Below are 11,811 nucleotides of genomic sequence, written 5' to 3'. Positions count from 1 at the left end.
CGACCGGCCAGCGCCAGGACCCCGGCAAGGTGTTCAAGGGCAAGAAGATGGCCGGCCACATGGGTGACGAGCGCATCACCACCCAGAACCTCGTCGTCGCCAAGATCGATGTCGAGCGCGGCCTCCTGATGATCCGCGGCGCCGTTCCCGGCTCCAAGGGCGGCTGGGTGATCGTGCGCGACGCCGTCAAGAAAAAGGCCCACGCCGATGTGCCGAAGCCCGGCGCATTCAAGCCGGCTGCCAGCAAGGAGAAGGCGTGATGAAAGCCACCGTCACCACGCTCGAAGCGAAGAAGGCCGGCGAGGTCGAACTCGCCGATGCCATTTACGGGCTCGAGCCCCGTTCCGACATTCTGCACCGCATGGTGCGCTGGCAGCAGCTGAAGCGCATGGCCGGCACGCATCATGCGCAGGACCGCTCGGAAGTCTCGGTCACCGGCAAGAAGATGTACAAGCAGAAGGGAACCGGCGGCGCCCGTCACGGCGACAAGTCGGTTCCGCAGTGGCGCGGTGGCGGCAAGGCGTTCGGTCCCAAGCCGCGCAGCCACGCCATCGACCTGACCAAGAAGTTCCGCGCGCTGGCGCTCCGTCACGCCCTCTCCGCCAAGGCCAAGGCCGGCGAGATCGTCGTGATCGATACCGCCGCTTCGGATGGCAAGACCGGTGCGCTGAAAAAGCAGTTCGCCTCTCTCGGTTGGAAGAGCGCGCTGATCATCGATGGCGCCGCGCTCGATGACGCGTTCGCCCGCGCCGCGCGCAACATCCCGCACATCGACGTGCTGCCGATCGCCGGCATCAACGTCTATGACATCCTGCGCCGCGAGAAGCTCGTGTTGACCAAGGCCGCGGTCGAGGCGCTCGATGTGCGCTTCGCCGACGTCAAGGCCAAAGCCTCGGAGGCGAAGTGATGAACAAGCTCAAAGCCTACGACGTCATCCTTTCGCCGGTCATCACCGAGAAGGCGACGCAGGTCTCCGAGGCCAACCAGGTGATCTTCAAGGTCGCCTCGGGGGCCAACAAGACCGACATCAAGGCTGCCGTCGAGAGCCTCTTCAATGTGAAGGTCAAGGCTGTAAACACCCTCGTTCGCAAGGGCAAGCGCCGCACGTTCCGCGGCATCCGCGCCCAGCTGAGCGACGTCAAGAAGGCCATCGTGACGCTCGAGGAAGGCCACTCGATCGACGTCACGACGGGCCTTTAAAGGAGAGCCGATCCAATGGCATTGAAGACATTCCGTCCGACATCCCCGGGTCTCCGGCACCTGGTTCAGGTCGATCGCTCACACCTCTGGAAGGGTGCGCCGGTCAAGATGCTGACCGAAGGCAAGCTGAAGACGGGCGGCCGCAACAGCGACGGCCGCATCACGACGCGTCATATCGGCGGTGGCCACAAGCAGTCGTATCGCAAGATCGACTTCCGTCGCCGCAAGCACGATGTCGTCGCCACCGTCGAGCGTCTCGAGTACGATCCGAACCGCACGGCCTTCATCGCGCTGATCAAGTACGCCGACGGCCACCTGTCCTACATCCTGGCGCCGCAGCGCCTGGCGGTCGGTGATCAGGTCGTCTCGGGCGTCAAGGTCGACGTGAAGCCGGGCAATGCCATGCCGCTGTCCGGCATGCCGATCGGAACCATCGTCCACAACGTCGAGCTGAAGCCCGGCGGCGGTGGCCAGCTCGCACGCTCGGCCGGTGCCTTCGTGCAGCTCGTCGGCCGTGACTCGGGATGGGCAGTTCTGAAGCTCAGCTCCGGCGAGACCCGCAAGGTTCGCGCCGACTGCATGGCCTCCGTCGGTGCCGTCTCGAACCCGGATCACACCAACGAGGTCGTCGGCAAGGCGGGCCGCACGCGCTGGAAGGGCATCCGCTCCACCGTGCGCTCGATCGCCATGAACCCGATCGACCATCCGAACGGTGGCCGCACCAAGGGTGGTAAGCACTGGGCGACGCCGTGGGGCAAGCCGACCAAGGGCTACAAGACCCGCAAGAACAAGCAGACCGACAAGTTCATCGTCAGAAGCCGCTCGAAGAGCAAGTAGTACAGATCCGTACAACTTTAGCCGCGAGCAGACGGCCGAGGAGACTAGAGAGTGACACGCGCAGTTTGGAAAGGCCCGTTCGTCGACGGCTTCCTTCTCAAGAAGGCGGAGAAGGTGCGTTCGTCCGGGCGCAATGAGGTCATCAAGACCTGGAGCCGTCGCTCAACGATCCTGCCTCAGTTCGTCGGGCTGACCTTCGGCGTCTACAACGGCCAGAAGCACGTTCCGGTGAACGTCACCGAGGACATGATCGGGCACAAGCTCGGCGAGTTCTCGCCGTCGCGCGTGTTCCACGGTCATGGCGGCGACAAGAAAGCAGCGGTGGGTAAGAAATAATGGGCAAGCCGAGCCGGGAAAGAAGCCTCTCCGATAAAGAGGCGCGAGCGATCGCGAAGAACCTTCGCGTCTCGCCGCAGAAGTTGAACCTCGTCGCGGGCCTGATCCGCGGCAAGAAGGTCGACAAGGCGCTCGCCGACCTCGAGTTCTCGAGGAAGCGCATCGCCCAGGACGTCCGCAAGGTCGTGATGAGCGCCGTCGCCAACGCCGAGAACAACCATGATCTCGACGTCAACGCGCTGATCGTGGCGGAAGCCTACGTCGGCAAGAACCTGGTCATGAAGCGCTTCGCGGCCCGCGGCCGCGGCCGCGGCTTCTCGATCATGAAGCCGTTTTCGCAGATCACGGTCGTCGTTCGCGAGACCGAGGCTGAAGCCGAGAAGCCCAAGGCGAAGTCCAAGGGCGCCGGCAAGAAGGCCGCGGCCAAGAAGCCGGCCGGCAAGAGCAAGGCTGCTGCGGCTGAGAAGGAGGCCGAGTAATGGGTCACAAAGTCAATCCCGTCGGCCTGCGCGTCGGCATCAACCGCACTTGGGACAGCCGCTGGTTCGCCCGTCGTGGCGAGTACGGCAAGCTGCTCCACGAGGACTTCGCCATCCGCGAGCACATCATGAAGATGCAGCGCACGGCTGGCATCTCCAAGGTTGTCATCGAGCGCCCGCACAAGAAGTGCCGCGTCACGGTGCACACGGCTCGTCCGGGCGTGCTGATCGGCAAGAAGGGCGCCGACATCGAGAAGCTGCGCACCGAGCTGTCGCGTTTTACCTCCTCCGAGGTTCACCTGAACCTCCTCGAGGTGCGTAAGCCCGACATCGACGCCACGCTGGTCGCCGAGAACATTGCCCAGCAGCTCGAGCGCCGCGTCGCTTTCCGCCGCGCCATGAAGCGCGCCGTGCAGACCGCGCTGCGGGCCGGCGCTGTCGGCATCCGTATCAACGTCGCCGGCCGTCTTGGCGGCGCCGAGATCGCGCGTACGGAGTGGTACCGCGAGGGCCGCGTGCCGCTGCACACGCTGCGCGCCGACATCGACTTCGGCTACGGCGTCGCGCAGACCGCCTATGGCGTCATCGGCATCAAGGTCTGGATCTTCAAGGGCGAGCTCATGGAGCACGACCCGATGGCCTCCGAGCGTCGTGCGACCGAGGGAGCCGGCGACGGCACCGGCGGCCGCCCGCGTCGCGAGCGCGAGGATGGCGGCGAGCGTCGCGAGCGTCGTGGCCCCAGGGGCGACCGGGGTGGACCGCGCGGCGGCGGTGCCGCCGACGCCGGCAAGGAAGGGGAGACGGCCTGATCAGGGCTGACGGAGCAGGACCATGCTGTCACCGAAGAAAACCAAGTTCCGCAAGCAGTTCAAAGGCCGCATTCACGGCACTGCGAAAGGCGGCACGACACTGAACTTTGGCTCGCACGGCCTCAAGGCCGTTGAGCCCGAGCGCGTCACCGCACGTCAGATCGAGGCGGCTCGCCGCGCCATCACGCGTCACATGAAGCGCGCCGGTCGCGTCTGGATCCGCATCTTCCCGGACGTGCCGGTCACCAAGAAGCCGGCCGAAGTCCGTATGGGCTCCGGCAAGGGCGGCATCGAGCTCTGGGTTTCGCGCGTGAAGCCGGGCCGCATCATGTTCGAGCTGGACGGCGTTCCCGACCAGGTCGCACGTGAAGCCCTACTCCTCGGCGCCGCGAAGCTCGGCATCAAGACACGGATTGTAACGCGCATCGGCTGAGGGTAGCCGGCGCGGGAAGGATGAGGATTACGACGATGAAGGCGGGTGATTTGAAGAGCATGTCGCTCGATCAGCTCGACGATCAGTTGGCGAAGCTCAAGAAGGAGCAGTTCAATCTGCGCTTTCAGAAGGCGTCTGGGCAGCTCGAGAACACCTCGCGCGTACGTCAGGTTCGCCGCGACATCGCGCGCGTGCTGACGCTTGCCGGCCAGAAGAAGGGCGGATCCTCTGCCAAGGCCAACGTCAAATCGAAGACTGGCGCGTAAGGAGATAGAGCGATGCCGAAGCGCGTCCTGCAGGGTGTGGTTGTTTCGAACAAGAACGACAAGACGATCGTCGTCGAGGTGGAGCGCCGTTACACGCATCCGCTGCTGAAGAAGACGGTGCGCCGTACGAAGAAGTACCACGCCCACGACGAGAAGAACGTCTTCAAGGAAGGCGACCGCGTGGAGATCCAGGAGTCGGCGCCGATCTCGAAGTTGAAGCGCTGGGTGGCGCTGGAGAAGGCTTGATTTTAGGTGGTGCTAGGCCGCACGGCCGGAACCGGCACCGGAACGAAACACGATTTGAAGCCGCGATCTAGGCGGCAGGAAGAGAGACGGTGCGATGATCCAGATGGAAACCAATCTCGACGTCGCTGACAATTCGGGCGCGCGTCGCGTTCAGTGCATCAAGGTGCTGGGCGGCTCGAAGCGCAAATACGCCACCATCGGCGACACCATCGTCGTGTCGGTGAAGGAGGCGATTCCGAAGGGCCGCGTGAAGAAGGGCCAGGTCATGAAGGCCGTGATCGTGCGCGTCGCCAAGGGCGTGCGCCGTCCCGACGGCTCGTTGATCCGCTTCGACCGCAACGCTGCCGTTTTGATCAACAACCAGGGCGAGCCGGTTGGCACGCGCATCTTCGGACCGGTCACGCGCGAGCTGCGCTCCAAGAACCATATGAAGATCGTCTCGCTCGCGCCGGAGGTGCTGTAATGGCGTCGCTCAAGATCAAAAAGGGCGACAGCGTCGTCGTCCTCACCGGCCGCGATAAAGGCAAGCGCGGCGAGGTGATCGAGGTGCGCCCGAAGGAGAACCGCGCCCTCGTTCGCGGCATCAACGTCGTGCGCCGTCACCAGCGCCAGACGGCTTCGCAGGAAGGCGGCATCATCTCGAAAGAGGCCGCGATCCAGATTTCGAATCTTGCCCTCGAGGATCCCAAGGACGGCAAACCGACCCGCGTCGGCTTCCGCGTCTTGGAGGACGGCAAGAAGGTCCGCTTCGCCAAGCGCTCGGGCGAGATCATTCCGGAGAAGAAGTAAGTCATGGCCGACAAAGAGAAAGCCCAGAAGCCGGCAAAGGCTGGCGGCCCGCCCGCCGGCAAGCCCGGCAAGGAAGCCAAGGGTGCCAAGGCCGCGAAGGCTGCGGCTGCTCCGCGCGAGTGGAAGCCGCGTCCGGCTGACTACAAGCCGCGCTTGAAAACGCATTACGAGAAGGTCGTCCGCGGCCAGCTCAAGGAGAAGTTCGCCTACGCGAACCCGATGCAGATTCCGAAGATCGAGAAGATCGTCATCAACATGGGCGTGGGCGAGGCGACGGCCGACCGCAAGAAGGTCGACAGCGCCGCGTCCGACCTTGCGCTCATCGCCGGTCAGAAGCCGCAGCTCACCAAGTCGACCAAGTCCATCGCCACCTTCAAGGTGCGCGAGGGCATGACGCTGGGCTGCAAGGTCACGCTCCGCGGCGACCGCATGTACGAGTTCCTGGACCGCTTCGTCACCATCGCGCTGCCGCGCGTGAAGGACTTCCGCGGGCTGAACCCGAAGAGCTTTGACGGCCGCGGCAACTTCGCCTGCGGTCTGAAGGAGCACATCGTGTTCCCGGAGATCGACTACGACAAGGTTGACCAGGTTTGGGGTCTGGACGTGATCGTATGCACGTCCGCCGGTTCCGACGACGAGGCGCGCGAGCTGCTTCGCGGTTTCAATTTTCCTTTCCGCAGCTAGAGGACCTCGGGCATCCCCGAAAGGCCTTTGGAGGACATGAATGGCTAAGACGAGCTCTATCGAGAAGAACAACCGCCGCCGCAAGCTGGTCGCCCAGCATGCCGCCAAGCGCAAGCGCCTGAAAGCGATCGCCGACGACCTGAAGCGTCCGGCAGAGGAGCGCTTTGCTGCGCGCCTGAAGCTCGCCGAGATGCCGCGTAACGGCTCGGCGGTTCGCATTCGCAACCGTTGCGAGATCACGGGCCGCGCCCGTGGCAACTATCGCAAGCTCAAGATGTGCCGCAACCAGCTCCGTGAGCTGGCCTCGCAGGGGCTGATCCCCGGCATGGTCAAGTCGAGCTGGTAAGGAAGGGCTGAAGCACATGGCAGTGAATGATCCCATCGGCGATATGCTGACACGCATCCGCAATGCGCAGCTCCGTCGCCGCCCGAAGGTGGTGACGCCCGCCTCCAACATGCGCGCCCGCGTCCTCGACGTGCTTGTCGAGGAAGGCTACATCCGCGGCTACACGCGTGTTGAGCAGAAGGGCGCGCTCCCCGAGTTCGAGATCGAGCTCAAGTATTTCAACGGTCAGCCGGCGATCAAGGAGATCAGCCGCGTCTCGACCCCCGGCCGGCGCGTCTATTCGCCGGTCCGCGACCTGAAGAGCGTTGCCAACGGTCTCGGCGTCTCCATCCTCTCCACGCCCAAGGGCGTGATGTCGGATGCGCGCGCCAAGGAGGAGAACGTCGGCGGCGAGGTTATCTGCAACGTATTCTAAGGAAAAGCGCCGGCTTCGGCCGCGCGCGCGAGGACAAGACCAATGTCACGCATCGGAAAGAAGCCGGTTCCCGTTCCCGCCGCTGTCACGGCGACGGTCTCGGGTCAGACGGTAAAAATGAAGGGCGCCAAGGGCGAGCTCTCCTTCACCCTGCCTGAGGAAATCAAGGTCGAGAAGACCGCCGACGGCATCGAGCTGGAGCTGGTCGAGGACACCAAGAAGGCGCGCTCCATGTGGGGCATGTCGCGCACGATGGTGCAGAACCTGATCACGGGCGTGACCGAGGGCTACAGCCACACGCTCGAGATTCATGGCGTCGGCTTCAAGGCCGCCATGAAGGGCAAGGACAAGCTCACGATGTCGATCGGTTTCAGCCATGACGTCGAGCACACGATCCCGCCCGGCGTCGAGGTTAAAGTCGGCGGTGCCAAGCAGGAGGTCGTGACGGTCTCCGGCATCGACAAGCAGCTCGTCGGCCAAGTCGCGGCTGACATCCGCGCCTCCCGCAAGCCGGAGCCCTACCAGGGTAAGGGCGTGCGGTTCAAGGGCGAGTACGTCTACCGCAAGGAAGGCAAGAAGAAGTAGGACCGAGGCCATGGCCAACACCGCATTGAAACAGTTCGACAAGCGCCGCGCACGCGTGCGCCGGACGCTGAAGGCGCGTGCCGAGGGCCGTCCGCGGCTCTCCGTGCATCGCTCCTCGAAGCACATCTACGCTCAGATCATCGACGACGCCGACGGCAAGACGCTTGCGTCCGCTTCGAGCCTCGAGAAGGATCTGCGCTCCTCCCTCAAGACCGGCGCCGACAAGGCCGCCGCGGCCGCCATTGGCAAGCTGGTTGCCGAGCGCGCGCTGAAGGCTGGCGTCAAGGTGGTCGTGTTCGATCGCGGGGGCTACATCTATCATGGGCGCGTCAAGGCGCTCGCCGATGCCGCACGCGAGAGCGGCCTCAGCTTCTGATGAAAGGAATTTGACAGTGGCACGTGGACCCGAAAGAGGACGCGGACGCGAGCGGGAGCGGGAAGAGCGCGACAGCGAATTTTCCGACAAGCTCGTCCATATCAATCGCGTCGCCAAGGTTGTGAAGGGCGGCAAGCGCTTCGGTTTCGCGGCCCTCGTGGTCGTCGGCGACCTGAAGGGCCGCGTCGGCTTCGGCCATGGCAAGGCCCGCGAGGTGCCTGAGGCGATCCGCAAGGCGACCGAGGCCGCCCGCCGCAACCTGATCCGCGTGCCCCTGCGCGATGCGCGCACGCTGCATCACGACAGCGAAGGCCGCCACGGTTCGGGCAAGGTCGTGCTGCGCTCGGCCCCGGCCGGTACCGGCATCATCGCCGGTGGCGCCATGCGCGCTGTGTTCGAGATGCTGGGCGTCCATGACGTGGTCGCCAAGTCGCTCGGCTCCACCAACCCCTACAACGTCGTTCGCGCCACGTTCGACGCGCTGAAGGAGCAGGAGAACCCCCGCTCCGTCGCCGCGCGCCGCAACAAGAAGGTGTCCGAGATCGTCGCCCGCCGTCGCGATGGCTCCGGCGCCGAGGTCGCGGCCGAGGCGTAAGCGCCTGGGCAAGAGCCAGAGATTCGAGAAGGTACGACACCATGGCAGCCAAGAAGACGATCACGGTCGAGCAGTTTGCGAGCGCAAATCGCCGGCCTGAACTCCAGACCAAGACCCTGATCGGTCTTGGCCTCAACAAGCTGCACCGCCGCCGCGTTCTCGAGGACACGCCGGCCGTGCGCGGCATGATCAACTCTATCCCCCATCTCGTTCGCGTCGTCGACGAGAAGGCCTGAGGCAGGCGCCTTACGCGCTGTCTGCCGTGAAGGACGAACAAGGAGCTCGAGGCCCATGCGGCTGAACGACATCAAAGACAATCCCGGTGCCCGCAAGTTCCGCGTGCGCATCGGCCGCGGCATCGGCTCCGGCGTCGGCAAGACCGGCGGACGCGGCGGCAAGGGCCAGACGGCACGCACCGGTGTCGCCATCGGCGGTTTCGAGGGCGGCCAGATGCCGCTGCATCGGCGACTGCCGAAGCGCGGCTTCAACAAGCTCAACCGCAAGGACTGGAACGAGATCAACGTCGGCGCGCTGCAGAAGGCCGTCGATGAGGGCAAGCTCAAGGCCGGTCAGTCGGTCGACGTGACGGCCCTGGTCGATGCCGGCATCCTGCGTCGCCCCAAGGACGGCCTGCGCCTCCTGGGCACGGGCGAGATCAAGGCCAAGCTGACCCTGACCGTGAACCATGCCTCCGCGACCGCAAAGGCGGCCATCGAGAAGGCGGGCGGCTCCGTCAGCCTGATCGAGAAGAAGGTGCTGGCGGCCGACGAGGCCAAGCGCAAGAAGTCTGCGGCCAAGAAGGCGGGCACCGCCAAAAAGCCCGGGACGGCCGCCGCCGAGGAATAAGGCGGCGCCACCGGCAACTGGGCCGCTGGAAAACCTGAGGGACGCGGGGGGCTCGACGCGGCGGCCGCCGGACACCAAGTAAGGGGCTCGAACAGAGCCGGGAGAGAACGAGATGGTTTCCGCTGCCGAGCAGCTTGCCGCAAATCTCAACCTTGGCGCCTTCGCCAAGGCCCAGGATTTGAAGAACCGCATTTGGTTCACGCTTGGCGCGCTCGTTATCTATCGTCTCGGCACCTTCATTCCGATTCCGGGCGTCGACGCCGCCGCCTTCGCCGCGGCGTTCAAGTCGCAGTCGTCCGGCATCCTCGGCATGTTCAACGTGTTCGCCGGCGGCGCCGTCGAGCGTATGGCGATCTTCGCCCTGAACATCATGCCGTACATCTCGGCCTCGATCATCATTCAGCTCATGACCTCGATGTCGCCCAAGCTCGAGGCGCTGAAGAAGGAAGGCGAGTCCGGCAGGAAGCAGATCAACCAGTACACCCGCTATCTGACGCTGGTGCTGGCGGCTTTCCAGGCTTACGGCATCGCCATCGGCCTCGAGGGATCGCGCTCCGAGGCGGGTTCCGTTGTCGGCGATCCCGGCTGGTTCTTCCGCGCCACCACCGTTATCACGCTGGTCGGCGGCACCATGTTCCTGATGTGGCTCGGCGAGCAGATCACGCAGCGCGGCGTCGGCAACGGCATCTCGCTCATCATCTTCGCCGGTATCGTGGCCGGCCTTCCGTCCGCGCTTGTCGGCCTGTTCGAGATGGCCCGCACCGGCGCCCTCTCGACGTTCCTCCTGTTGGCGCTTCTGGCGCTGATGCTGGCCGTCGTCGCCGCCATCGTTTTCATCGAGCGCGCGCAGCGGCGACTGCTGATTCAGTATCCAAAACGACAGGTTGGCAACCGCATGTTCCAGGGCGATGCCTCGCATCTGCCGCTGAAGCTCAACTCCGCGGGCGTCATTCCGCCGATCTTCGCCTCCTCGCTGCTGCTGCTGCCGATCACCGCCGCGCAGTTCTCCTCCGCCCAGGGTGGCGGTCCGGAGTGGCTGCAGAACGTCGTCGCTGCGCTCGGCAATGGCCAACCGCTGCATATCGCCATTTACGTGGCGATGATCATCTTCTTCGCCTTCTTCTACACGGCCGTCGTCTTCAATCCGAAGGACACCGCCGACAACCTGAGGAAGCACGGTGGCTTCCTGCCGGGTATCCGTCCCGGCGAGAAGACGGCCGAGTACATCGACTACGTTCTCACGCGCATCACCGTGGTCGGCGCCCTCTATCTGGCCGCCGTCTGCGTCATGCCGGAGATCCTGACCTCTTACGCGGCCGTGCCGTTCTACTTCGGCGGCACCTCGCTTCTGATCGCGGTCAGCGTCACCATGGATACGGTGTCTCAGATCCAGAGCCATCTGCTGGCCCACCAGTACGAGGGCTTGATCAAGAAGGCCAAGCTGCGCGGCGCCACCTCGAGAGGCGGTCGTCGATGAAGCTGATCCTTCTGGGACCGCCCGGCGCTGGCAAGGGTACGCAGGCCGAGGCGCTCGCCAAACGCAAAGGCCTGGTCCAGCTCTCGACCGGTGAGATGCTGCGCGCCGCGGTCAAGGCCGGCACCGACATCGGCCGCAAGGCTGAAGCCATCATGAAGAGCGGCGGCCTCGTTTCGGATGACATCGTGATCGGCATCATCGCCGAGCGCATCGAGCAGCCCGACTGTGCGGGCGGCTTCATTCTGGACGGCTTCCCCCGCACGCTGAAGCAGGCGGCCGCCCTCGACGAGCTCCTCGACTCCAAGGGCACGGTCCTCGATGCCGTCATCGAGCTCAAGGTGGACGACGAGGCGCTGCTGGCGCGCATCGAGAACCGGGCGCGCGAGACCATTGCCGCTGGCGGCACCCCGCGCGCCGACGACAACGCCGAAGCGCTGAAGACCCGCCTCATGGCCTATTACAAGGAAACCTCGCCCCTCATCGGCTACTACTTCGCCCAGGGCAAACTACGCACCATCGACGGGATGGCCCCCATCGAGGAGGTTGCTCGGCAGATTGACGGTTTGCTGGCGGCATGAAGGGCAGGAAAAGATGTCACAAGATCAAGGCGCAGGTTGACGAAGTATTATGACCAAGCTAAAACACCGCGCTTTCAGGACGATGAAACGGAAGGCCTGTCCGTGCGGCGATCTTCGCCCGGATCAGGTTGCTCCGTGTTTTTTCGTTGAATAACAGATAGATGGGCCGCGTCGCGGTCGTTGACTAAAGCCTCCAGGAGACGGAAGTGGCTCGCATAGCTGGTGTGAATATCCCGACGCAGAAGCGTGTTCTGATCGCGCTTCAGTACATTCATGGCATCGGGCCCAAGTTCGCTGCGGACATCTGCAAGCGGGTCGGCATCCCGCTGGAGCGCCGCGTAAACCAGTTGACCGACGCTGAAGTGCTCCAGATCCGCGAAGCGATCGACCGCGACTACGTCGTCGAGGGCGATCTCCGGCGCGAAGTTGGCATGAATATCAAGCGCTTGATGGACCTGGGCTGCTACCGCGGCCTGCGTCACCGCAAGGGCCTGCCGGTCCGCGGCCAGCGCAC

At 64.6% G+C, this 11,811-nt stretch carries 22 protein-coding genes and 1 pseudogene; all 23 read left to right on the top strand.

The annotated features are described in order from the left end of the window. Positions 1-260: pseudogene (locus QZV93_RS16980) on the top strand (50S ribosomal protein L3); the annotation flags it as partial. Beyond that, positions 260-907, top strand: a complete 648-nt coding sequence (rplD, locus tag QZV93_RS16975; protein ID WP_295559848.1) for a 50S ribosomal protein L4 — start codon at positions 260-262, stop codon at positions 905-907. The pseudogene QZV93_RS16980 and the gene rplD, both read left to right, overlap by 1 nt. Next, complete coding sequence (locus tag QZV93_RS16970; RefSeq protein ID WP_295559846.1) at positions 907-1,200, top strand: 50S ribosomal protein L23; 294 nt, start codon at positions 907-909, stop codon at positions 1,198-1,200. The genes rplD and QZV93_RS16970 overlap by 1 nt, the downstream gene beginning before the upstream one ends. 15 nt (positions 1,201-1,215) lie before the next feature. Further along, positions 1,216-2,037, top strand: coding sequence for a 50S ribosomal protein L2 (gene rplB / locus QZV93_RS16965; protein ID WP_295559845.1), 822 nt, complete (start codon positions 1,216-1,218; stop codon positions 2,035-2,037). Between the two features lie 51 nt (positions 2,038-2,088). Then, the gene (rpsS, locus tag QZV93_RS16960) at positions 2,089-2,373 is read left to right on the top strand and encodes a 30S ribosomal protein S19 (protein WP_295559843.1); all 285 of its coding nucleotides are present in this window, start codon (positions 2,089-2,091) and stop codon (positions 2,371-2,373) included. Beyond that, entirely contained in the window at positions 2,373-2,852 is a 480-nt protein-coding gene (gene rplV, locus QZV93_RS16955) for a 50S ribosomal protein L22 (RefSeq protein ID WP_295559841.1), read from the top strand. The genes rpsS and rplV overlap by 1 nt, the downstream gene beginning before the upstream one ends. Further along, positions 2,852-3,661 carry a 30S ribosomal protein S3 gene (gene rpsC, locus QZV93_RS16950; RefSeq protein ID WP_295559839.1) on the top strand — a complete coding sequence of 270 codons (810 nt, stop codon included), beginning with the start codon at positions 2,852-2,854 and terminating at the stop codon, positions 3,659-3,661. Before rplV ends, rpsC begins: the two co-directional genes overlap by 1 nt. Before the next feature lie 22 nt (positions 3,662-3,683). Then, a complete protein-coding gene (gene rplP / locus QZV93_RS16945; RefSeq protein ID WP_295559837.1) occupies positions 3,684-4,094 on the top strand; it encodes a 50S ribosomal protein L16 in 411 nt (136 codons plus the stop codon). A gap of 35 nt (positions 4,095-4,129) precedes the next feature. After that, complete coding sequence (gene rpmC, locus QZV93_RS16940) at positions 4,130-4,360, top strand: 50S ribosomal protein L29 (RefSeq protein ID WP_295559836.1); 231 nt, start codon at positions 4,130-4,132, stop codon at positions 4,358-4,360. Between the two features lie 12 nt (positions 4,361-4,372). After that, a complete protein-coding gene (gene rpsQ / locus QZV93_RS16935) occupies positions 4,373-4,606 on the top strand; it encodes a 30S ribosomal protein S17 (protein WP_295559834.1) in 234 nt (77 codons plus the stop codon). 94 nt (positions 4,607-4,700) lie between these two features. Continuing rightward, positions 4,701-5,069 (top strand): 50S ribosomal protein L14, encoded by a 369-nt coding sequence (gene rplN, locus QZV93_RS16930; protein ID WP_295559832.1) that lies wholly within the window; start codon positions 4,701-4,703, stop codon positions 5,067-5,069. After that, on the top strand, positions 5,069-5,395 hold the full coding sequence (gene rplX / locus QZV93_RS16925) for a 50S ribosomal protein L24 (protein WP_295559830.1): 327 nt from the start codon (positions 5,069-5,071) through the stop codon (positions 5,393-5,395). The genes rplN and rplX overlap by 1 nt, the downstream gene beginning before the upstream one ends. A 3-nt stretch (positions 5,396-5,398) precedes the next feature. Further along, positions 5,399-6,079 (top strand): 50S ribosomal protein L5, encoded by a 681-nt coding sequence (rplE, locus tag QZV93_RS16920; RefSeq protein WP_295559828.1) that lies wholly within the window; start codon positions 5,399-5,401, stop codon positions 6,077-6,079. A gap of 40 nt (positions 6,080-6,119) precedes the next feature. After that, positions 6,120-6,425, top strand: coding sequence for a 30S ribosomal protein S14 (gene rpsN / locus QZV93_RS16915; RefSeq protein ID WP_295559826.1), 306 nt, complete (start codon positions 6,120-6,122; stop codon positions 6,423-6,425). Between the two features lie 16 nt (positions 6,426-6,441). Further along, positions 6,442-6,840 carry a 30S ribosomal protein S8 gene (gene rpsH / locus QZV93_RS16910; RefSeq protein ID WP_295559823.1) on the top strand — a complete coding sequence of 133 codons (399 nt, stop codon included), beginning with the start codon at positions 6,442-6,444 and terminating at the stop codon, positions 6,838-6,840. A gap of 42 nt (positions 6,841-6,882) precedes the next feature. After that, a complete protein-coding gene (gene rplF / locus QZV93_RS16905) occupies positions 6,883-7,425 on the top strand; it encodes a 50S ribosomal protein L6 (protein WP_295559821.1) in 543 nt (180 codons plus the stop codon). A gap of 10 nt (positions 7,426-7,435) precedes the next feature. Continuing rightward, complete coding sequence (rplR, locus tag QZV93_RS16900) at positions 7,436-7,801, top strand: 50S ribosomal protein L18 (protein WP_295559820.1); 366 nt, start codon at positions 7,436-7,438, stop codon at positions 7,799-7,801. A gap of 16 nt (positions 7,802-7,817) precedes the next feature. After that, on the top strand, positions 7,818-8,396 hold the full coding sequence (rpsE, locus tag QZV93_RS16895; protein ID WP_295559819.1) for a 30S ribosomal protein S5: 579 nt from the start codon (positions 7,818-7,820) through the stop codon (positions 8,394-8,396). Between the two features lie 41 nt (positions 8,397-8,437). Beyond that, on the top strand, positions 8,438-8,632 hold the full coding sequence (gene rpmD / locus QZV93_RS16890; RefSeq protein WP_295559817.1) for a 50S ribosomal protein L30: 195 nt from the start codon (positions 8,438-8,440) through the stop codon (positions 8,630-8,632). Positions 8,633-8,687: 55 nt separating this feature from the next. Then, complete coding sequence (gene rplO / locus QZV93_RS16885; RefSeq protein ID WP_295559815.1) at positions 8,688-9,242, top strand: 50S ribosomal protein L15; 555 nt, start codon at positions 8,688-8,690, stop codon at positions 9,240-9,242. A gap of 112 nt (positions 9,243-9,354) precedes the next feature. After that, positions 9,355-10,719, top strand: a complete 1,365-nt coding sequence (gene secY, locus QZV93_RS16880) for a preprotein translocase subunit SecY (RefSeq protein ID WP_295559813.1) — start codon at positions 9,355-9,357, stop codon at positions 10,717-10,719. Then, a complete protein-coding gene (locus QZV93_RS16875) occupies positions 10,716-11,297 on the top strand; it encodes an adenylate kinase (RefSeq protein WP_295559812.1) in 582 nt (193 codons plus the stop codon). Before secY ends, QZV93_RS16875 begins: the two co-directional genes overlap by 4 nt. 206 nt (positions 11,298-11,503) lie before the next feature. Beyond that, a partial coding sequence (rpsM, locus tag QZV93_RS16870; protein WP_295559810.1) for a 30S ribosomal protein S13 occupies positions 11,504-11,811 on the top strand: 308 nt, incomplete at its 3' end.

This window comes from uncultured Hyphomicrobium sp. (genome assembly GCF_902826555.1).
Lineage (GTDB): Bacteria > Pseudomonadota > Alphaproteobacteria > Rhizobiales > Hyphomicrobiaceae > Hyphomicrobium_C.
Note: the sequence above shows the minus strand (reverse complement) of the source record. Positions and strands in the feature narration are given on the sequence as shown.

Excerpts from the sequence above, each read along its gene's own strand:
- rplD (WP_295559848.1), top strand. The coding sequence starts at position 260 with ATGAAAGCCACCGTCACCACGCTCGAAGCGAAGAAGGCCGGCGAGGTC.
- QZV93_RS16970 (WP_295559846.1), top strand. The coding sequence starts at position 907 with ATGAACAAGCTCAAAGCCTACGACGTCATCCTTTCGCCGGTCATCACC.
- rplB (WP_295559845.1), top strand. The coding sequence starts at position 1,216 with ATGGCATTGAAGACATTCCGTCCGACATCCCCGGGTCTCCGGCACCTG.
- rplV (WP_295559841.1), top strand. The coding sequence starts at position 2,373 with ATGGGCAAGCCGAGCCGGGAAAGAAGCCTCTCCGATAAAGAGGCGCGA.
- rpsC (WP_295559839.1), top strand. The coding sequence starts at position 2,852 with ATGGGTCACAAAGTCAATCCCGTCGGCCTGCGCGTCGGCATCAACCGC.
- rplP (WP_295559837.1), top strand. The coding sequence starts at position 3,684 with ATGCTGTCACCGAAGAAAACCAAGTTCCGCAAGCAGTTCAAAGGCCGC.
- rpmC (WP_295559836.1), top strand. The coding sequence starts at position 4,130 with ATGAAGGCGGGTGATTTGAAGAGCATGTCGCTCGATCAGCTCGACGAT.
- rpsQ (WP_295559834.1), top strand. The coding sequence starts at position 4,373 with ATGCCGAAGCGCGTCCTGCAGGGTGTGGTTGTTTCGAACAAGAACGAC.
- rplN (WP_295559832.1), top strand. The coding sequence starts at position 4,701 with ATGATCCAGATGGAAACCAATCTCGACGTCGCTGACAATTCGGGCGCG.
- rplX (WP_295559830.1), top strand. The coding sequence starts at position 5,069 with ATGGCGTCGCTCAAGATCAAAAAGGGCGACAGCGTCGTCGTCCTCACC.
- rplE (WP_295559828.1), top strand. The coding sequence starts at position 5,399 with ATGGCCGACAAAGAGAAAGCCCAGAAGCCGGCAAAGGCTGGCGGCCCG.
- rpsN (WP_295559826.1), top strand. The coding sequence starts at position 6,120 with ATGGCTAAGACGAGCTCTATCGAGAAGAACAACCGCCGCCGCAAGCTG.
- rpsH (WP_295559823.1), top strand. The coding sequence starts at position 6,442 with ATGGCAGTGAATGATCCCATCGGCGATATGCTGACACGCATCCGCAAT.
- rplF (WP_295559821.1), top strand. The coding sequence starts at position 6,883 with ATGTCACGCATCGGAAAGAAGCCGGTTCCCGTTCCCGCCGCTGTCACG.
- rplR (WP_295559820.1), top strand. The coding sequence starts at position 7,436 with ATGGCCAACACCGCATTGAAACAGTTCGACAAGCGCCGCGCACGCGTG.
- rpmD (WP_295559817.1), top strand. The coding sequence starts at position 8,438 with ATGGCAGCCAAGAAGACGATCACGGTCGAGCAGTTTGCGAGCGCAAAT.
- rplO (WP_295559815.1), top strand. The coding sequence starts at position 8,688 with ATGCGGCTGAACGACATCAAAGACAATCCCGGTGCCCGCAAGTTCCGC.
- secY (WP_295559813.1), top strand. The coding sequence starts at position 9,355 with ATGGTTTCCGCTGCCGAGCAGCTTGCCGCAAATCTCAACCTTGGCGCC.
- QZV93_RS16875 (WP_295559812.1), top strand. The coding sequence starts at position 10,716 with ATGAAGCTGATCCTTCTGGGACCGCCCGGCGCTGGCAAGGGTACGCAG.